The following is a 19,448-nucleotide window of genomic DNA, read 5'->3' as shown; positions in this document are numbered from 1 at the left end:
GTGAGCCGACCTGCGCGGGTGACCCACGCGAGCACCAGGGCCGCCGTGCTGGACCTGGTCCGCGCCGCGGGGATGATCAGCAGGGTCGGCCTGGTCAACGCCAGCGGCCTGACCGGCGGGACGATCTCCACGGTCGTGCGCGGCCTGATCGACGAGGGCCTCGTCGCCGAGACGGGGCACGCCGAGTCGACCGGCGGCAAGCGCCGGGTCATGCTGCAGCTCAACCACTTCGCCCGCTACGCCGTCGGCGTGCACCTCGACGACGCCCGGATCACCTACGTGCTGACGAACCTCGGCGGCGCGGTCGTGGCCCGCATCTCCCGCCCCGGCAGCGCGAGCGAGGACCCGGCCGCCGTCGTCGCGCGGATGGCCCGCGAGGTGGACGCGCTGATCGACAGCGTCGGCGTCGACCGCGACCGCGTCCTCGGCCTGGGCCTCGTCTCCGCCGGCTCACCGGGCTTCGGCGAGGACCTCGAACGCGCCACGGGCCTGCCCGTCGTGCTGGACGACGACGCCACGGCGGCCGCGATAGGCGAGCACTGGTCCGGCGGTGTCGGCGCCACCGCCACGTTCGCCGCGCTCTGCATGGGCTCCGGCATCGGCGCCGGGATCGTGCTGGGCGGCACCACGTACCGCGGCCCGGGCGGCCAGGCAGGCGGCATCGGCCACGCCTGCCTCGACGTCGACGGCCCGCCGTGCCCGTGTGGCGCCCGCGGCTGCCTGGAGGTGCTGGCGGGTCCCGCCGCGGTCGTCGCGCAGGCCCGCGCGAACCGCTCGCTGGCCCGCGCCGCCGGCCTCGGCCGCAAGGGCTCCGCCCCGGTCGCCGCCGACTTCGCCGCGATCAGCCGCGCCGCGCGCCAGGGCGACGGCCGGGCGCTGGCCCTGCTGGAACGCTCCGCCCGCTACGTCGCGGCCGCCGCCCGCACCCTGGCCAACGCCCTCGACCTGGAGGTGCTGGTGCTCACCGGGCCGAGCTTCGCCATCGCCGGGTCGACCTACCTGCCGGTGCTGCGGGAGGAGCTGGACCGGGCCTTCATCGCACGCGGGGTGCACCCGGTGTCGGTGCGGCTCTCACCATCGGCCGCGTCAGCGCCCGCGATCGGGGCCGCGGCGATCGTGCTGCAGTCGGAGCTCGTGCCGCGCAGTCAGGGGCTGCGGCTGCCGGACGACCTGGCGGCCGGCGAACCGCCGGTGTTCCAGCACGCCCGGTGAGTGGCCGCGCGGCCCACCAGGTGCCCTACGGGCAGACGTTCATGCTGCTGTTGTAGAGCTGGATGTTGCGGAACGTCGTGTTGTTGCCGCACGGGCTCTCCCGCACCGAGGAGTTCGTCACGGAGAGGTTCTGCACGAGGATGTCGCTGTTGTTCGGGAACTCCGACCGGGCGGCCAGGCGGAGCTCGCCACCACCGGACACGGTCCCGCTCTGCGCCGCGAGGACCACGTTGTGGCAGTTCTCGATCAACACGGCGTTGTTGCCGGTGTTGGCGAGGTCGACGCGGTCGATGGTGAGCCCGCCGCTCTCGGACACGCAGAACACGCCCCGGCCGCCGCCGCGGGCCTTGACGGTGCCGACCCGGATGTTGGTCGGGTAGCCGTTGCCGATGCGGCCGTTGCGGTTGGCGGTGCGGAACGCCGCGTAGCCGGTGCCGGAGCCCGCGTTCTCGGCGTCGACGGTGCTCACGGTGGCGTTGATGGTGTCGTTGAGGAGCAGTCCGGACTCGCCGACGTTGCGGGCGGTGACCGTGCCGATGGAGATGTTGTCGACGCCGTAGGTCTCCACGGCGTGGCTGCTGGCGCCGGAGACGTACACGGAGTCGATGCGGATGTTGCGGCTGCGGACGCTGGTGTCGCCACGGTTGTCGATACGCACGCCGAGGCCCGCGGACAGGTACATGTTGATCTGGCCGAGGACGACGTTCTCGACGTTGCGCATGAAGATGCCGTACAGCGGGCGGCCGGTCACGGTGAGGTGGCCCACCTCGACCTCGCGGGTGCCCCTGGAGTAGATCGGGGCCTGGTCGCCGGAACCGGAGCCGGAGACGTCGATCGTGCCGCAGACGTCGATTCCGGTGTAGCTGGGCAGCGAGATCCGCGAGCCGGTGCTCACCCAGCCGTTGCCGCGGACGACGACCCATTGTTTGTAGGTTCGGCCGGCGGTGAGGCTCGAAATCGCCGCTTGAACCGCCGAGCGCATGTCGGTGCCCGTGTAGACGGTGCGGCCGGCGTTGCGGGCGGTCCACGTGCCGCCGTTGTTCACCGCTTCTGCCTGGTAGGAGCGGTCGCCGCAGGCCAGCGCGCCGACCTCGGCCGCGGCGGCGGGTGCGCCCGCGAGCGTCATCGCCGCGACGGCCGCCACCGCCCACCACTTGTTCCTGGACATGGCAAATCTCCCTCGTTCGTCCGGGGAAAGCAGGGATTGCCTTGTGCGCCGGGCACGTTAGCGTCGAAGAGGTTGTTCGACGACATGGTGATCGAATTCGTCGAAGTGCGATCGACTCCCGCCGGCAAGGGGACGGCCACGTCTCAGTTGGACACGAATGGTCCGCGGCGGAGTAGTGTGGAACGTTATCGACAACGATTGACACGACCCGGCGGACACGGCAGCCTCTGGCTCCGACAACCGAACTCCGGGGCGACGACCTCTGCGACGATCCGGCGGACCGCCGCAGCACCCGCGCAGCCGGGACCAGCCGTGGGCAGGCGGCGACGGTCCCGGCTGCGCCACCCAGGGCGTCCGGCGGCGTGCCCGGCAGACGCGTGGGAAGAGCATCTCTTGGCACAGTTCGCGAACCCGGTCCTCCCCGGCTCCCACCCCGACCCGTCGGTGTGCCGGGCCGGTGAGGACTACTACGTGGTCACCTCGACGTTCGAGCACTACCCGGGACTGCCGATCCACCACAGCCGCGACCTGGTGCACTGGCGCCAGGCCGGGCACGTGCTGGACCGGCCGTCGCAGCTGCCGTTGCAGGGCGTGCGGTCCTCCGGCGGGCTGTACGCGCCGACCATCCGGCACCACGACGGCGTGTTCTACGTCGTCTGCACCCTCGTCGACGGCACGCGCGAGTCCGGCAACTTCGTCGTCACGGCCACCGACCCGGCGGGCGACTGGTCGGAACCGCACTGGCTGCCCGAGGCCGCCGGGTTCGACCCGTCGCTGTTCTTCGACGACGACGACCGCGCGTGGTGGACCGCGACGCGGGAGATCGGGAACGGGCGCACCGAGGTCTACCTGCGCGAGTTCGACGCGGCGAAGCTGGAGCTGGTCGGTGAGGAGCACGTGCTCTTCCACGGCGCGATGCAGAACGCCGTGTGGGCCGAGGCGCCGCACCTGTACAAGGTGGACGGACGGTACGTGCTCGTGTGCGCCGAGGGCGGCACGGACTTCGAGCACTCCGTGGTGGTGGCCACGGCGGACGCGGTGACCGGGCCGTACACGAGCTCGAAGCGCAACCCCCTGCTGACGCACCGGCACCTCGGCCGGGCGCACCCGATCGCGGCGGCCGGGCACGCGGACCTCGTGGACACGCCGAACGGCGAGTGGTACGCCGTGCTGCTCGCGACCCGCCCGTACGGCGGCTACTACTACAACCTCGGGCGCGAGACCTTCCTCGTCCCGGTGGTGTGGGAGGACGGGGAGCCGGTCCTCAGCCCCGGCAGCGGCCGGGTCGAGGAGTCCTACCCCGTCCCGGACCTGCCCGCGCACCCGTGGCCCGCCGAGCGGGAGTTCCCCGGGCCGGGGCTCGGGGCCGCGTGGGCGGGCCTGCGCACTCCGGAGGAGCCGTTCTGGTCGGTCCCCGAGCCGGGACGCCTGCGGCTGCGGGTGCGGCCGGAGACGCTGACGGAGCAGGCCGCGCCGAGCGTCGTCCTGCGGCCCCAGCGCTACCAGGACTTCCACGTCTCGGTCGCGGTGGAGCTCACGCCGGGCGGCCCGTCCGAGGCGGCCGGGCTCGTGCTGCGGCAGAACGAGGACCACCACGTCCGGCTGCTGCTCGGCGCCGGGGGAGAGGTCACGCTCGTGCTCCGCGCGGGAGGCCGCGACGAGCTGCTCGCCACGACGCAGGCCGGTGGTCCCGTCGTGCGGCTGGCGGTCGAGGCGCGCGGGCAGAGCCACCAGGCGCTGGTGGCCACCGGGTCCGGTGACTGGCGGCCGCTCGGCGAGCCGTTCGACGGCAGGGTGCTCAGCACGCCGGTCGCTGGCGGGTTCACCGGAGTCCACATCGGACTGCACGCGACGAGCGCCGGCGCGCCGAGCGAGTCGTGGGCGGAGTTCTCCGAGTTCGTCCACCGCCCGCTCGACGCGAGCTGACCACCTTTCTGAATCGACGCACACGGCTCCTCCGCCCCGGCGGAGGAGCCTCCACACAGGACTGAGATCGAATCGCCCCACCGCTGTTCGACAGCTCCGTTCGACGCTGTTCGACAGCGTGCTTGACGCTGCGCGAAGCGCCCATGCAAACTCCGGAAAGCGTTTTCCAGACGATGAGGTCAGGAGTTCATGAGCGCTCTCGACGAACTGCGTCAGCTGCGCCGCGGCGGCGCGCAGGTGCGCAGTCGCGACAACCGGGCCGCGTTCTGGTTCCTGGCACCCTGGTTCGCCGGGCTGGTCTTCATCACGATCGGCCCGGTGCTCGCGTCGTTCGGGCTGGGCTTCACCAAGTACAACCTGATCCAGCCGCCCCGGTTCATCGGACTGGACAACTTCGCGCGCATCCTGACCGACGAACGGCTGCACAACGCCCTGGGTGTCACGTTCACCTACGTCCTGGTGTCGGTGCCGCTCCAGCTGGCGTGCGCGCTGGGAGTCGCGCTGCTGCTCGACAAGGGGCTGCGCGGCCTCGCGTTCTACCGCTCGGCGTTCTACCTGCCCTCGCTGCTCGGGTCGAGCGTGGCGATCGCCGTGCTGTGGACGCAGGTCTTCGGCACCGAGGGCCTGGTGAACCGCGTGCTGGGCCTGTTCGGGGTCGAGGGCAGGGGCTGGATCTCCGACCCGGACACGGCGCTGTCCACGCTGATCGTGCTGAACGTGTGGACGTTCGGCTCCCCGATGATCATCTTCCTGGCCGGGCTGCGGCAGATCCCGGTGGTGTACTACGAGGCCGCCGCCATCGACGGGGCGAGCAGGTGGGCGCGGTTCCGGCGGATCACGCTGCCGCTGCTGTCGCCGATCCTGTTCTTCAACCTGGTGCTGCAGATCATCCACGCGTTCCAGTCGTTCACCCAGGCGTTCGTCGTCTCCGGCGGCACGGGAGGGCCGTCCGACTCGACGATGTTCTACACGCTCTACCTGTACCAGCAGGGTTTCAGCCGGTTCGACATGGGCTACGCGTCGGCGCTCGCCTGGTTCCTGCTGCTGATCATCGCGGCGTTCACGGCTATCAACTTCTGGGCGGCGAGGTACTGGGTGTTCTATGACGACTGAACTGCGCCGCCGGCTGGTCGTCCCGGCGAAGCACGCCGGCCTCGTCCTCATCGGGTTCGTCATGCTCTACCCGGTGCTGTGGATGGTCGCCGGCTCGTTGCGGCCGGGCGACGAGATCTTCCGCAGCCCCGGTCTCGTGCCGGAGACGCTGCACACCCAGAACTACACCGAGGGCTGGAACGCGCTCACCCCGTCGTTCGGGACCTACCTGGTCAACTCGGCGGTCCTCGTGCTCGGGTGCATCGTCGGCAACCTCGTGTCGTGCTCGATGGCCGCCTACGCGTTCGCCCGGCTGCACTTCACCGGCAAGCGCTGGTGGTTCGGGATCATGCTCGGCACGATCATGCTGCCGATCCACGTGATCATCGTGCCGCAGTACGTGCTGTTCTCGAACATCGGCTGGGTCAACACGTTCCTGCCGCTGATCGTGCCGAAGATCCTCGCCACCGACGCGTTCTTCGTGTTCCTCATGGTGCAGTTCATCCGCGGCCTTCCCCGCGAGCTCGACGAGGCGGCGCGCATCGACGGCTGCGGCCACCCGCGCATCTTCCTGCGGATCGTGCTGCCGCTGATGACCCCGGCGCTCGCCACCACGACGATCTTCACGTTCATCTGGACGTGGAACGACTTCTTCAGCCAGCTGATCTACCTGACGGACCCGGAGATGTACACGGTTCCGGTCGCCCTGCGCTCGTTCGTCGACTCGACGGTGGCCACGTCGTGGGGCTCCCAGTTCGCGATGAGCGTGGTCTCGCTCGTCCCCATCTTCCTCGCGTTCCTCGTCGGCCAGCGGTACCTCGTCAAGGGGATCGCCACGACCGGGGGCAAGTAGCCGAAAGGAAAGCCGATGTCCAGAGGTGTTCGGCGCGGGACCGCGTGGGCCGTCCTGCTGTCGCTGACCGCGTCGCTGCTCGCCGCGTGCGGCTCCGGCTCCGAGGCGGGCGGTGACCTGACGACCGAGCAGGTGACGCTGCGCTTCACGTGGTGGGGCGGGGACGACCGGCACAAGCGCACGCAGCAGGTCATCGAGCTGTTCCAGAAGAAGCACCCGAACATCACCATCAAGGGCGAGTTCAAGGAGTGGAACGGCTACTGGGACAGCCTCGCCACGACGATGGCCGCCAACGACGCCCCGGACATCATCCAGATGGACGAGCTCTACATCGGCTCCTACGCCGAGCGCGGGGCGCTGCTCGACCTCAACGAGGCGGGGAAGCACCTCGACACCGCGAACTTCGACGAGAAGGCGCTCGCCACCGGGACCATCGGCGGCAAGCGGTACGGCCTGCCGGTCGGCCTCGCCATGTACTCGATCATCGCCAACCTCGACCTGCTGGAGAAGTACGGCGTTCCCGTCCCCGACGACACGAAGTGGTCCTGGGACGACCTCAAGACCATCGGCGACCAGGTCTCGAAGGCCAGCGGCGGCACGGTGTTCGGCGTGCAGTCGCCCGGCATCAACGACGCGGCGGGGCTGGGCATCCGGGCCCGCCAGCAGGGTGAGGCCATGTTCGACGCCGACGCCAAGGTCGTGCTGCCGCAGGAGATCGCGCGCGAGTACTGGCAGTACATCCTCGACCTGTCGAAGTCCGGCGCGACCGCGCCGCCGTCGGTGACGATCGAGAAAGCCTCCGCCGGCCTCAACCAGTCGGCCACCGCGACCGGCACCGCGGCGTTCGGCCTGTGGTGGAACACGCAGCTGACCGCGCTGACCGCGGCCAGCGGGGCCAGGCTGAAGCTGATGAGGCTGCCCGGCGAGACCCAGGGCAAGGCGCCCGGCGCCTACTACAAGCCGTCGATGTTCTGGTCGGTGTCCGCGCGGTCGAAGTACCCGGCGGAGGCCGCGGCGTTCGTGAGCTTCCTGGCCAACGACGAGGAGTCGGCCAAGATCCTGCTGACCGAGCGCGGTGTGCCCGCCAACCAGAAGATCCGCGAGCTCATCGCGGGCCAGCTCAAGGAGACCGACAAGGCCGCCAAGGAGTACCTCGACACCGTGCCGGTGAGCGACCCGCCGCGGGTCACCCCGAACGGCGCCAGCACGCTCGACACGATCCTCAAGCGGCACACCGAGGACGTGCTGTTCGGCCGCTCCACACCGGACGAAGCCGCCGCGTCGTACATCAAGGAAGTCCAGTCCGAAGTGGACGCGGCCAGGTGAGGCGGGCAGCGATCGCCGGCACCGGCGGCATCGCCTCCGCCCACGCCGAGGCGCTGCGGGCGGCGGGGGACCGGGTCGAGCTCGTCGCCGTGGCGGACGTCGACGCGGGCCGCGCGGGCACGTTCGCCGGAGAGCAGGGCGTGGCGCGGTCGTACTCGTCGGTGGGTGACATGCTCGCCTCGGAGGAGCTGGACGTGGTGCACGTGTGCACCCCGCCGCGCCACCACGTGCCGCTCGCCCTGGAGTGCCTGGCGGCGAACGTGCACGTGCTGGTGGAGAAACCGCCCGCCTTGTCGCTGGGCGAGGTCGACGCGCTGATCGCCGCCGAACGCGTCTCGGAGGCGTCGGTCGCCACGGTGTTCCAGCACCGCTTCGGCCCGGCGGCGGTGCGGCTGCGGCGGCTGGCCGCGGAGGGCGTGTTCGGCCGGTCGTTCGTCGCCAAGTGCGACACGCTCTGGTACCGCGGCGACTCCTACTTCGAGATGCCGTGGCGCGGCACGTGGCGCAGCGAGGGTGGCGGCCCGACGATGGGCCACGGCATCCACCAGTTCGACCTGCTGCTGTCGGTGCTGGGGCCGTGGCAGGAGATCCGGGCGGTCGCCGCCCGGCAGGCGCGGGACGTGGAGACCGAGGACGTCTCGATGGCGCTCGTGACGTTCGCGGACGGCACCGTCGCGTCGGTGGTGAACTCCCTGCTGTCGCCGAGGGAGACCTCGGAGCTGCGGTTCGACTTCGAGCACGCCACCGTCGAGGTCGAGCACCTCTACGGCTACACCGACGCGCACTGGTCGGTCACCCCGGCGCCCGGTCGCGAGGACGTGGCCCTGCGGTGGCGTGACGAGCCGTCGTCCGGGCTGGTGAGCGGCCACCGCTGGCAGGTGGCGGCGTTCCTGGACGCACTGGACAACGGCGAGAAACCGCCGGTGACCCTGGAAGACACCCGCACCACGATGGAGTTCATCGCCGCGCTCTACGCGTCGGCGTTCACCGGCACCGTGGTGAAGGCGGGCCAGATCGGCCCGGACAGCCCGTTCTACGCGACGATGGAAGGGATCGGTGCGCCGTGGGCGAACTCCCGGTGATCTCCAGGCAGGACGAGTCGGTGCTCGCCGTGTCGGTGGGCGACGTCGAGGTCTTCCAGTACGTGCACGGGCCGTCGACACCGGAGTTCGAGGGGCCCAAGCCCTACCTGCACCCCGTCCGCACGCTCGACGGCGACGTCGTCACGGCGTTCCGGCCGCACGACCACCGCTGGCACAAAGGTCTGCAGATGACCGCGACCGACGTGTCCGGCGAGAACTTCTGGGGCGGCGTCACGTACGTCCGCGACCAGGGTTACGTGGTGCTGCCGAACGTGGGGAGCATGCGGCACGACTCGTTTGAGTTGTCCTCCGGCGGCTTCACCGAGAAGCTGTCGTGGTTCACGCAGGCGGGGGAGAACTGGGTCGGCGAGGTGCGGTCGTTCGAGGTGCGCGACGTGCTGGACGACGCGTGGACGCTGGAGTTCGCGACGACGCTGACGAACCTGCGCGCCACCCCGCTCGAGCTCGGCAGCCCCACGACGAACGGCCGCGAGCTGGCCGGGTACACGGGGTTCTTCTGGCGCGGGCCGCGGTCGTTCACCGGCGGCGAGGTCATCGCGGCCGACGGCGGCGCGGGCGAGGCGATGATGGGGCGGACGGGGCCGTGGCTCGCGTTCGCCGGTCATCACGACGAGGTGGACCGTTCGTCGACGTTGCTGTTCCTCGACCACCCGGACAACAAGAACACCCACTGGTTCGTGCGCAGCGAGCCGTTCGCGGCGGTCAACCCGTCGTTCGCCTTCTTCGACACCGTCTCGCTGGCGCCCGGCGACGAGCTGAGCCTGCGGTACCGGGTGGTGGTGGGGTGCGGTGCGTGGGACCGCGACCGGCTGGAGTCCTATGTGGAGGAACACCCGTGGTGACGCCGTTCCCCGGTGGGGTGGGCATCTCCGGTCTGCACGTGTACGACTGGCCGGCGGCCGACGGGGTGTGCGGGGGCTCGCCGCACGTGCACCTCACGTGCTCGGAGTGCTACTGCGTCGTCGGCGGGACCGGCAGCGTGCAGACGCTGACCTCGCGCGGGTTCGCCGCCACGCCGCTGCACGCGGGCTCGGTCGTCTGGTTCACGCCGGGCACCATCCACCGGCTGGTGAACGACGGCGACCTGCGGCTCGTCGTCGTGATGCAGAACAGCGGCCTGCCCGAGGCCGGTGACGCGGTGTTCACGTTCCCGGCCGAGGTCTTGGCGGACCCGCGGCGGTACGCGGCGGAAGCCGCCGCGGGCGACGAGGAGACGGCACGTCGTCGGCGAGACCTGGCGCTGGAAGGGTTCCGGGAGCTGCGCGACGGCGGATCCGAAGCGGTGGAGGAGTTCTACGCCGCCGCGCTCGCGCTCAAGCGGGAGTCGTTGGACAGCTGGGAGAAGAGGTGGCGGTCGGGTGCGCTGGCGGCGGCCGAGCTGACCGGCGAGCACCTCGTCCGGCTGCGGTCCGGCGACGCGGGGCACCTCGGCGAGGCGGAGGTGCACGCGCTCGAACCCCGGAGCCCGCGGCGGTTCGGCATGTGCGGCCGGCTCGACACCTACGACGCGGGAGACGGAGAACCGGTGCACGGCCTCGGCCCTGCCGGGTGAGTCACGCCGTCGACTCGCGCAGCACCAGGCGGCACGGCTGGCGGATCACCCCGGACGACGGCGTTCCGGCCATCGCGGCGACCAGGTGCGCCACCGCGGCCTCGCCCAGCAACGGCAGGCCGAGGTCGACCGTGGTGAGCGGCGGGGAGCAGTCGGCGGCGAAGATCTCCCTGTTGCCGTACCCGACGATCGCGACGTCCTCCGGCACCCGTCTGCCCAGCCCGGCCAGCTCCTGCGCGACACCGCTCGCGATCCGGTCGTTGCCGCAGAACACGGCGTCGGTCTCCGGTGCCGTCGCGATGAGCAGCCGGGCGGCCTGGCGGCCCCAGCGCTGCGACCACTCGCCGTGCAGGGCGTGACCGCCCGCGAGGGTCAGGCCGTGCTCGGACAGGACGGCGGACGTGGTGGCGGCCCGGTCGCGCGCGGCGCGGCACGACTGCGGTCCGGTGATGTGGCCGATGTTCCTGCGCCGCAACGCGAGCAGGTGCTCGACCGCCAGCCGGACGGCGCCCTCGTCGTCGGGCACCAGGCTGAGGTCGCCGTGGCCGGTCGACCGGCAGTGCACGTACACCACCGGGACCGGTAGCTCGGCGGTCAGCGACGCGCGGATGTCGTCGCTGTCGCCGACGACGATGAAGCCGTCGACCTGGCGGGCCAGCAACGTGCGGATGTGGTGGTTGCGCCGGATGGTGTCGCCGCGCGTGTCGCACAACAGCACCGACATCTCCAGGTCCGCCAGCGCCTTCTCGGCTCCCAGCAGGACCGGGACGGTGAACTGGCCGTCGAGCTCGTCGGTGAGCACGCCGACCGCACGGGTGCGGCCCGCGACCAGTCCCTGCGCCATCGGGTTGGGCTGGAAGGCCAGCTCGGCCGCCGCCCGCAGCACGCGCGCCCGTGTCGTGGCCGCGACCTCGCCGCGGTCGTTGATCGCCTTCGACGCGGTGGCGATGGACACGCCGGCGAGTCTCGCCACGTCCCCGAGCGTCACCGCTTCCGACCGCCGCCTGCCCATCGAAACCCTTTCGAACGAGATTCGACAGTCCGTTCGACGACTTGTTCGACAAATCGGCCTGCTGTCGAAATCGTTTTCGAAGTCCAGGGTGGGACGTTCGGCGACGAAGCGCAACTCCCCGGTGACCTTCCGTCGCCGGAACGGACGTCACCTGACCGCCGTGCTCCCGCGTTCGGTCAGGTGCGGGGCGAGCAGGCGGACGCCGTGGGAGCGCTCACCCGCGAGCCCGCGCATCAGCGTCTCCACCGCGATCACGCCCACCTCCGCGGCGGGCACGGCGATCGACGTGAGCGGCACCTGCTGGGCCGCGGCCGTCGTGTCGGGGCACAGCGCGATCACCGACAGATCCTCCGGCACCCGGCGGCCGCGGCGGCGCAGCTCCTGCACGAGACCACCGAGCACGGCCTCGTTGTGCACGATGAGCCCGGTGATGGCCCGGTCCGGTCGCAGCAGGTCGTACAGGCACTCGCTGAGCGCGGACTGCGTGGGCGCGCACGGGTGCACGTGCACCTCGACCCCGCGCCGCCGCGCGCAGTCCGTGACACCGGCCAGGAACCTGGACGCGTAACCGGTTCCGCGTTCGTAGACGGCGGGCGGGGACCCGACCATCCCGATCGACCGGTGTCCCAGGTCGGCCAGGTGCGCCACCATCCGCGCGCCGCTCGCGGTGAAGTCGAGGTCGACGCAGCTCAGCCCGGAGGCGTCGGCCGGCACGCCGACCAGCACGACCGGCACCTCCAGCGCGCGCAGCGACGGCAGGCGGGGGTCGTCCGCCTCGACGTCCATCACCAGCACCGCGTCGGCGCGCGACGAGGCGATCACGCGGTGCACCTCGTCGGCTCCGGACTCCTTCGTCAGCAGCAGGACGTCGTGGTCGTGCGCGCGGGCCGTCGTCAGGATCGACGTCACGAACTGCATGATCACCGGCAGGTCGAGGTCCGTCCTCAGTGGAACGACGAGGGCGAGGACGCGGGTGCGGCTGCTCGCCAGCGCCCGCGCGCCCGCGTGCGGGTGGAAGCCGAGCTCGCGGATGCTGCGCCGCACGCGGTGCGACGTCGCGGGCGAGATCGGCCTCTTCCCGCTCAGGACGTACGACACCGTGCTCATGGACACACCCGCGTGCCTGGCGACGTCCTTGATCGTGATCAACCGGGCCTCCCGCAGGGTCGTGGCGCGCAACGATAACCAGTCGTTTCGCCCAGAACAACATCGGGACGCTCCGGGGTCGGGCGACTACAGGTGGTCGCGGAAGTGGCGCAGCTGCGTCTCCACGTGGCTGGTGGGCGTCGTGTGCTTGCCGAACCGCGACACCGTCATCTCCTTGGGGGCGCTGATCTCGTGGTACGCGGCGTACACAGTGGACGGTGGGCACGTCTCGTCCATCAGACCGACGCTGAGCAGCGACGCCGCGGTGATCCGGCGGGCCAGCAGCGCGCAGTCGACGTACTGCAGCGTCCGCAGCACCGTCGGCACCAGCGCGTCGTGCTGTGCGAGGAAGTCGCTGATCTCGGTGTACGGCCGGGTGGTGCCGATGTGGATGGCGCGGTGCAGGTCGCACAGGAACGGCACGTCGGAGTGGCACACCTTGACCTGGCCGGGGCGCAGCGCCGAGGCGGCGAGGGCGAGCGCGCCACCCTGGCTGCCCCCGGTGACGCCGATGCGGCCGGGGTCGACGCCCGGCAGCTCGGCCGCGACGTCCACGGCCCGTGCGGCGTCGAGGAAGAGCCGGGTGTAGTAGTAGTCGTCGGGGCTGGAGATGCCCCTGGTCATCACGCCGGGGTGCTCGGGGCCGGTGCCCGCGCCCGCGTCGCCGGTGGCGCCCACCGACCACTGGCCGCCCTGGCCGCGGCTGTCCATGACGAACACGGCGTAGCCCGCGCTGGGCAGCAGCGTGTGCTGGGCCGGGAGACCGCGTCCGCCGCCGTACCCGATGTAGGTGACGACGACCGGCAGCGGCTCGTCGCTCCGCGGGCGCAGGAACCAGCCGCGGACGCGGTGACCGTGCGCGCCGGAGAACTCCACGTCGTGCACTTCCAGCGGCCCGTACAGCTCGGGCTCGTGCCGGGTCAGCGACGTCGGCGTCGCCGCGGCGGTGGTCTTCGCGAGGTGGGCCGCCCACCACTCGTCGAGGTCCGCGGGCTCCGGCGTCGTGACGCGGTGCAGTCGCAGCTCTTCTTCCGACAGGTCGATTACGGGCACTGGATCTCCTCTGGTGCGGGTCCTGGCGAACGTACCCCGCACCACCGGGGGAGGGGAACGCGTGACCAGTCGACGCCCGCCCCGAGGTGGAAGCCGGGGTACGACGGCTGGTTGTACGTCGTCTGCTGACGGGCGACCTCGACGCGGTACTGGCGGTCGGCCATCAACGTGTACATCTTGTGACGCGTCGGCTCGGTGCTCACGTGGAAGCGCAGCGCCGAGCTGTCCTCCGTGCGCACCACCAGTTCCTCGCGCCAGTCGCCGAACACGTCGGCCACCAGCGACGGGGTTCCCTTGGTGCCGTTGTTGGTCCGGGTGCCGGTGGCGGTGAGCAGGGTGCCGCGCCGCCAGTCGTCGACGGTCGGCGTCGCGTCCTGGGCGCCGTTGACGATCTGCGTGGTGAGGTCACCCGCCCAGCGGATGCTCATGTTCGTCCCGGGGGAGCGGGTGTCGAGCCGGCGGCCGTCCGCACTCCACAGGCCGCCGGAGCTCTCCCCGCCGGGCATGGACGACCACGTCTCCAGGCCCGGCACGTCCGGGAGGACGTCGCCGACCATGCCGCGACCGGTGTCCATCCCCGAGTAGGCGCCGTAGATCGTCGCGCCGGTCGCCGCGTCGCGCAGCGCGTAGCCGAACGGGGCACTGCGCGCGCCCTCGTGCACCATGAAGATCTCCAGACCCGGTCGCGCGGGGTCGATGTCGGTGACGTGCAGGGCATCACCGTGACCGACCTTGGCGACGGCCCCCGGCTCGGTGCTGCCGGGTGGCAGCACGCCGGTGGAGCTGTAGAGCAACGACCCGTCGTCGTCGAGGGTCGCGCCGCCGTAGACGATCTCCTGCCTGCCGTCGCCGTCCACGTCGGCCACGCTCATCGAGTGGGCGCCCTGCGTGGTGAGCGCGGCGTGGCTCGGGTTCGTGCCGTCACGGCCGTGCGGGCTGTCGTTGAACGGATTGGTCATCGGCACCCAGCCGCTGTCGGCGAGCCAGCGCTTCGCCAGTCTTCTGCCGTCCCAGTCGTAGGCGGCCACCGTCGACCTCGTGTAGTAGCCGCGGGCGAAGACGGCGGACGGGCGGCGGCCGTCGAGGTACGCGACCGCGGACAGGAAGCGGTCCACGCGGTTGCCCGGTTCGATGCGGGACATGGCGTAGTCGCCCCACATGAGGCCGTCGTCGTGCCTACCGGGTTCGTAGCGGACGGTCCGCAGCTCGCGTCCCGTCTCACCGTCGAAGACCGTCAGGTACTCGGGACCGTCGACGACGAACCCCGCGAACGCGCGCAGCCTGTTGTTGGCGCTGCGACTCGGGGCGTAGACGTCCATGAAGTGGTCGGCGAGTGCGGCGGCGTCCTGTTCGGACAACGGGTACGCGTACCGCGGCTCGATCCCGAACGCCTCTTCCAGCGTCGCGGGCCAGCGTCCCGCCACGACCTCCGGATGCGCGTGCCAGCCCTGGAACGTCGTGATCAGACGCGCCCGGTACCCGGCAGGACTGAGGCGGTAGTCGTCGGTGTGGGAGTACCCGGCTCGCACGTCCTCGCGCGGCATGGTGACGTACCGGCCGCGTCCGTCCCTGGTGCCCGGCGCGGTCTTCGTCATCAGCTCCGCGCGTCCGTCCCCGTCGAAGTCGTAGCAGAGGAACTGGGTGTAGTGCGCGCCCGCCCTGATGTTCACGCCCAGCTCGACGCGGTGCAGCAACGTGCCGTCGAACCGGTAGGTGTCGAGGTGGACCGGGCCGGTGTAGCCGGCCTGCGAGACGTCCTTGGAGTTGCCGGGATCCCACTTCACGACGTACTCGTACCGGCCGTCACCGTCCACGTCGCACGGGCTGACGTCGTTGGCGGAGTAGGTGTAGGTCTCCCCGGCCGGGGTCACACCGCCCGGCGGCTTGCGCAGCGGCAGGTCGTGGAACGTGGTGGCCCACGGCGTCACCGCGCCGCTGCGTCCGAGCTCGTGGCCGCGCACGACGGGAGCGACCCGGTACCGCGCACCGGGGACGGGGGCGGGATCGGTGAACGTCGTGCTGTCCGTGACGGTCGCGAGCCGCCTGCCGTCGCGGTAGACGGCGAAGTCCGGTCCGGCGAGGCCGGTGGCGGTGGCGCCGGTGGCCTCGTGCCCGAGCAACCGCCAGCTCAGGTGGACGCCGCCGGGCGTGGTGACCGCGACGAGCCCGCGGTCCTGGCGTCCGCCGTGCGCGGACGCGGGTGGCTGCCCGATGACCAGGGCCAGTACCACCAACGGGAGCAGAGCGCTTCGTCGCGGATCCACGGTGGTTACCCTGGACCGTGCGGCAGCCTCCGCGCAAGTCGTTGTGCCAGAAGGTGGTAAGCGCTTTCCAGGATAAACCGTCGAATGGCCGGTAAATTCGACGAAAAGTCCGTCGAACGCGTCGAAACGGCGATCGTGGTTCTTGACGGCCTGTCTCGATACGTGCCACGTTCCAAGAAATTCGAAGCGGTTCGACCCGGTCTCGACGGGGAGACGGTCGCGCGGAACCGCGGAGCCCGGAGGTGCCGGCGTGGTCACCATCGCGGACGTGGCGAAACATGCCGGGGTAGCCCCGAGCACCGTGTCGTACGTGCTGACAGGCAAGAGGTCCATCTCGCCGCGGACCCGGTCGAGGGTGCGGGAGAGCATCCGCCAGCTGGGCTACCACCCGCACGCCGGAGCGAGAGCGTTCGCGGGCAACAGGGCGAACGTGGTGGCGCTGGTGCTGCCGCTGCGGCCCGGCGTGCACCTGCCCGCGCAGATGCGGATCGTGACCTCGGTGGTCACCGCGGCCCGGCGGCACGACATGGACGTGCTGATCATGACCGCGGACCAGGGCGCGGAGGGCCTGCGGCGGGTCGCGGCCGGTGCCAGGGCCGACGGGTTCCTGGTGATGGACGTGGAGCTGGACGACGTGCGGGTCCCGCCGCTGCGCGAGATGCCGCAGCCGTCCGTCCTCATCGGACGCCCGGCGGCGGCCAAGGGGCTGGTGTGCGTCGACCTGGACTTCGAGGCGGCGGGCGCGCGGTGCGTCGAGCACCTCGTCGGCCTCGGCCACCGGCACGTCGGGTTCCTCGGCGCCCCGAGCGTCGTCTACCAGCGCAACACCGGGTACGCGCAGCGCACGATGGCGGGCTTCGGCGCCGCGGCCATGCGCAGGGGGATCGCCTCGACCGCCCTGCCCGCCGAGGACGACTACGAGTCGGTGCTCGGGGCGTTGCGCGCCCTGCTGCGCGCACAGCCCGCGATGACCGGACTGGTCGTGCACAACGAGGCCGCGCTGGGCTGGGTCGTGGCCGGTCTGCGGGCGCTGGGCCGCAAGGTGCCGGAGGACGTCGCGGTCGTGGCGATCTGCCCGGACGAGTACGCCGAGCAACGCCAGCTGACGTCGGTCCAGCTGCCCGCGGAGGAGCTCGGCAGGCGGGCCGTCGAGCTGCTCGCCGCCCGTCTCGCGGGTGTGCCCGCTCCGGCGCTGACCCTGTTGGCGCCCAAGCTCTCCAGCCGGGCCAGCTCGGTACCGCGCTGACCGCCGGCCGCGCGTCCTTGTCCGCAGCGGACAGGTTCGCGCGGTGGGCCAACCGGCGGTGTCACCCGGTCATCGGCTGGCTAGTGTCCGGTTCTGGGAGCGCTCCCGGAAATCGGACATCCACCTCGGCATCCCTCTTCCCAGGAGGTCTTCGTGGCCTTGCGACTTCTCCGGGCCGTGCTGGCCGGGCTGCTCCTCGCCGCCTGCGCGGTCATCCCCACGGCTGTCACCGCGTCCGCGGCCCCGGCGCGGATCATGGCGCTGGGTGACTCCATCACGGGGTCACCGGGCTGCTGGCGGGCGTTGCTCTGGAGGCACCTGCAGGAAACCGGGCACGACGTCGACTTCGTCGGCTCGCTGCCCGCACCGGGCTGCGGCTTCACCTACGACGGCGACAACGAGGGCCACGGCGGCATCCTGGCCACGAACATCGTGCGGGACAACCGGCTGCCCGGCTGGCTCGCCTCCGCGCGGCCGGACGTCGTGCTGATGCACCTCGGCACCAACGACGTGTGGAGCAACGTCCCCGCGAGCACGATCATCAACGCCTACACGACGATGCTCGGCCAGATGCGGGCGAGCAACCCGTCGATCAAGCTCCTCGTCGCCCAGATCATCCCGATGACCCCGGCCAACTGCTCGGCGTGCGCGCAGCGGGTCGTCGACCTGAACAACCTGATCCCCGGCTGGGCGCGGGCCAACAGCACCGCGGCGTCCCCGATCACCGTCGTCGACCAGTGGACCGGGTTCAACACCGCGGCCGACACCACCGACGGCGTGCACCCCAACAGCACCACCGGCATCCAGAAGATCGAGAACCGCTGGTACCCGGCGGTCGTGGCGGCGCTCGGCGGCGGGGCACCGGCGATCGGCCTGCACGTCCAGGGCACGCAGGTCGTCGAGGGCGACGGCACCCCGTTCGTCATGCGCGGCGTCAACCACGCGCACGTCTGGTACCAGACGCAGACCAGGGCGTTCGCGGACATCAAGTCCTTCGGCGCCAACACGGTGCGGGTCGTGCTCGGCAGCGGCCAGCGGTGGGGCCCGACCTCGGCGGCGGAGGTGTCGAACGTCGTCTCGCTGTGCAAGCAGTCGAAGCTGATCTGCGTGCTGGAGGTGCACGACACCACCGGCTACGGCGAGCAGAGCGGTGCGGCATCACTCGACCAGGCGGCGACGTACTGGATCGGCGTGGCGAACGCGTTGAAGGGCCAGGAGGACTACGTCGTCATCAACCTGGGCAACGAGCCGTTCGGCAACAACCAGGAGGTGAGCGCCACCTGGGCGAGCGCCACCAGCAGTGCCGTCAACCGGCTGCGCGGCGCCGGGTTGCAGCACCTGCTGATGGCCGACGCCCCGATGTGGGGCCAGGACTGGGGCGGCATCATGCGCGACAACGCGGCGTCGGTGCTGGCCGCGGACCCGTTGCGCAACACCGTGTTCTCCATCCACATGTACGGCGTCTACAACACCGCGGACAAGGTCAACGCCTACTTCGACGCGTTCCGGACCGCCGGTCTGCCCCTGGCGGTGGGGGAGTTCGGGCACGACCACAGCGACGGCGACCCCGACGAGGACACGATCATGGCCCAGGCGCAGGCCCGCGGTCTCGGGTACCTCGGCTGGTCGTGGAGCGGCAACAGCAGCGACGTCGGCTACCTCGACATGACGAACTCCTTCGACCCCAGCAGCCTCACGCCGTGGGGCGAGCGGTTCCTCAACGGTGCCAACGGTGTCCGCCAGACGTCGAAGGAGGCCAAGATCTACAGCGGCGGTGGCGGCGACACGGAGGCGCCGACGACGCCTGGCACGCCCACGGCGTCCGGCATCACCTCGACCGGTCTCACGCTCAGCTGGACGGCGTCGACCGACAACGTCGGTGTGACCGGCTACGAGGTGCTTCGCGCGGTGGGCAACGGCTCGTTCACCACGGCCGGCATCACCACCACGGCCACTTTCACCGACAGCGGCCTGACCCCGTCGACCACCTACCGGTACCAGGTGCGCGCGAGGGACGCGGCGGGCAACGTCTCGGCCTTGTCCGGCATCGGCTCCGCGACCACGAGCGGCGGCGGCACCGGGTCGTGCAAGGTCGCCTACTCCGCTCAGGACTGGGGCGGGGGCGGCGGGTTCACCGCGAGCATCACGATCACCAACACCGGCACCACCGCGCTCAACGGGTGGACGCTCGCGTTCAGCTACGCCAACGGCCAGCGCGTGACGCTGCCCGGCTGGGGAGCGACGTTCGCCCAGTCCGGCACCGGTGTGACCGCGAAGAACCTGGAGTGGAACGGCGCGCTCGCGCCGAACGCGTCGACCGGCATCGGCTTCAACGGCACGCACAGCGGCTCGAACCCGGCACCGTCGTCGTTCACGCTGAACGGGGGCACCTGCACGACCGCCTAGCACGGGTTTAAACGATTCAACAGGCTGTCCGATTGCGGACAGCCTGTTGCTGTGCGCCTTGACACACTTCGAAACACCCAACACGCTGA

The 19,448-nt window shown here is 71.2% G+C and carries 15 protein-coding genes; 10 read left to right on the top strand and 5 right to left on the bottom strand.

Features of this window, described 5'->3' with window-relative positions:
* Positions 1 to 1,212: an ROK family protein gene (locus BLT23_RS23230; protein ID WP_090051944.1), complete on the top strand. Its 1,212-nt coding sequence runs from the start codon at positions 1 to 3 to the stop codon at positions 1,210 to 1,212.
* Between the two features lie 25 nt (positions 1,213 to 1,237).
* Here the strand turns inward: BLT23_RS23230 and BLT23_RS23225 are convergent, their stop codons facing one another.
* Positions 1,238 to 2,380 (bottom strand): hypothetical protein, encoded by a 1,143-nt coding sequence (locus BLT23_RS23225; RefSeq protein ID WP_090051941.1) that lies wholly within the window; start codon positions 2,378 to 2,380, stop codon positions 1,238 to 1,240.
* Between the two features lie 393 nt (positions 2,381 to 2,773).
* Between BLT23_RS23225 and BLT23_RS23220 the strand changes: the two genes are divergently transcribed.
* The 7 genes from BLT23_RS23220 (at position 2,774) to BLT23_RS23190 (ending at position 10,232) form a co-directional block, all read left to right on the top strand.
* Entirely contained in the window at positions 2,774 to 4,306 is a 1,533-nt protein-coding gene (locus BLT23_RS23220; protein ID WP_218133847.1) for a glycoside hydrolase family 43 protein, read from the top strand.
* Positions 4,307 to 4,495: 189 nt separating this feature from the next.
* A complete protein-coding gene (locus BLT23_RS23215) occupies positions 4,496 to 5,419 on the top strand; it encodes a carbohydrate ABC transporter permease (RefSeq protein ID WP_090051938.1) in 924 nt (307 codons plus the stop codon).
* Positions 5,409 to 6,251, top strand: a complete 843-nt coding sequence (locus BLT23_RS23210; RefSeq protein WP_090051935.1) for a carbohydrate ABC transporter permease — start codon at positions 5,409 to 5,411, stop codon at positions 6,249 to 6,251. The genes BLT23_RS23215 and BLT23_RS23210 overlap by 11 nt, the downstream gene beginning before the upstream one ends.
* Before the next feature lie 15 nt (positions 6,252 to 6,266).
* Positions 6,267 to 7,577 (top strand): ABC transporter substrate-binding protein, encoded by a 1,311-nt coding sequence (locus BLT23_RS23205; RefSeq protein WP_090051932.1) that lies wholly within the window; start codon positions 6,267 to 6,269, stop codon positions 7,575 to 7,577.
* The gene (locus BLT23_RS23200) at positions 7,574 to 8,659 is read left to right on the top strand and encodes a Gfo/Idh/MocA family protein (RefSeq protein WP_090051929.1); all 1,086 of its coding nucleotides are present in this window, start codon (positions 7,574 to 7,576) and stop codon (positions 8,657 to 8,659) included. Before BLT23_RS23205 ends, BLT23_RS23200 begins: the two co-directional genes overlap by 4 nt.
* A complete protein-coding gene (locus BLT23_RS23195; RefSeq protein ID WP_090051927.1) occupies positions 8,641 to 9,522 on the top strand; it encodes a DUF6807 domain-containing protein in 882 nt (293 codons plus the stop codon). The genes BLT23_RS23200 and BLT23_RS23195 overlap by 19 nt, the downstream gene beginning before the upstream one ends.
* A complete protein-coding gene (locus BLT23_RS23190) occupies positions 9,516 to 10,232 on the top strand; it encodes a cupin domain-containing protein (protein ID WP_245744110.1) in 717 nt (238 codons plus the stop codon). The genes BLT23_RS23195 and BLT23_RS23190 overlap by 7 nt, the downstream gene beginning before the upstream one ends.
* Position 10,233: 1 nt before the next feature.
* On the opposite strand, the gene BLT23_RS23185 is transcribed toward BLT23_RS23190, so the two are convergent.
* From BLT23_RS23185 to BLT23_RS23170, 4 genes are all read right to left on the bottom strand, one after another.
* Entirely contained in the window at positions 10,234 to 11,205 is a 972-nt protein-coding gene (locus tag BLT23_RS23185) for a LacI family DNA-binding transcriptional regulator (RefSeq protein WP_245744109.1), read from the bottom strand.
* 186 nt (positions 11,206 to 11,391) lie between these two features.
* Positions 11,392 to 12,423 (bottom strand): LacI family DNA-binding transcriptional regulator, encoded by a 1,032-nt coding sequence (locus BLT23_RS23180; protein WP_342713687.1) that lies wholly within the window; start codon positions 12,421 to 12,423, stop codon positions 11,392 to 11,394.
* 54 nt (positions 12,424 to 12,477) lie between these two features.
* Positions 12,478 to 13,443 carry an acetylxylan esterase gene (locus BLT23_RS23175; RefSeq protein ID WP_176946885.1) on the bottom strand — a complete coding sequence of 322 codons (966 nt, stop codon included), beginning with the start codon at positions 13,441 to 13,443 and terminating at the stop codon, positions 12,478 to 12,480.
* Positions 13,434 to 15,707 carry a rhamnogalacturonan lyase gene (locus BLT23_RS23170; RefSeq protein ID WP_218133846.1) on the bottom strand — a complete coding sequence of 758 codons (2,274 nt, stop codon included), beginning with the start codon at positions 15,705 to 15,707 and terminating at the stop codon, positions 13,434 to 13,436. The genes BLT23_RS23175 and BLT23_RS23170 overlap by 10 nt, the downstream gene beginning before the upstream one ends.
* A gap of 250 nt (positions 15,708 to 15,957) precedes the next feature.
* Between BLT23_RS23170 and BLT23_RS23165 the strand changes: the two genes are divergently transcribed.
* Together BLT23_RS23165 and BLT23_RS23160 are read left to right on the top strand one after the other, a co-directional pair.
* The gene (locus tag BLT23_RS23165; RefSeq protein WP_090051921.1) at positions 15,958 to 16,953 is read left to right on the top strand and encodes a LacI family DNA-binding transcriptional regulator; all 996 of its coding nucleotides are present in this window, start codon (positions 15,958 to 15,960) and stop codon (positions 16,951 to 16,953) included.
* A 153-nt stretch (positions 16,954 to 17,106) separates the two neighbouring features.
* A complete protein-coding gene (locus tag BLT23_RS23160; protein ID WP_090051919.1) occupies positions 17,107 to 19,359 on the top strand; it encodes a cellulase family glycosylhydrolase in 2,253 nt (750 codons plus the stop codon).
* Positions 19,360 to 19,448 lie beyond the last annotated feature (89 nt).

It is taken from the genome of Lentzea fradiae (assembly GCF_900100955.1).
Classification (GTDB): domain Bacteria; phylum Actinomycetota; class Actinomycetes; order Mycobacteriales; family Pseudonocardiaceae; genus Lentzea; species Lentzea fradiae.
This window is presented reverse-complemented; position numbering and strand designations above follow the sequence as displayed.

Bases quoted from the DNA above. Each gene is read 5' to 3' on its own strand.
- BLT23_RS23225 (WP_090051941.1), bottom strand. From the start codon at position 2,380: ATGTCCAGGAACAAGTGGTGGGCGGTGGCGGCCGTCGCGGCGATGACG.
- BLT23_RS23215 (WP_090051938.1), top strand. From the start codon at position 4,496: ATGAGCGCTCTCGACGAACTGCGTCAGCTGCGCCGCGGCGGCGCGCAG.
- BLT23_RS23210 (WP_090051935.1), top strand. From the start codon at position 5,409: ATGACGACTGAACTGCGCCGCCGGCTGGTCGTCCCGGCGAAGCACGCC.
- BLT23_RS23205 (WP_090051932.1), top strand. From the start codon at position 6,267: ATGTCCAGAGGTGTTCGGCGCGGGACCGCGTGGGCCGTCCTGCTGTCG.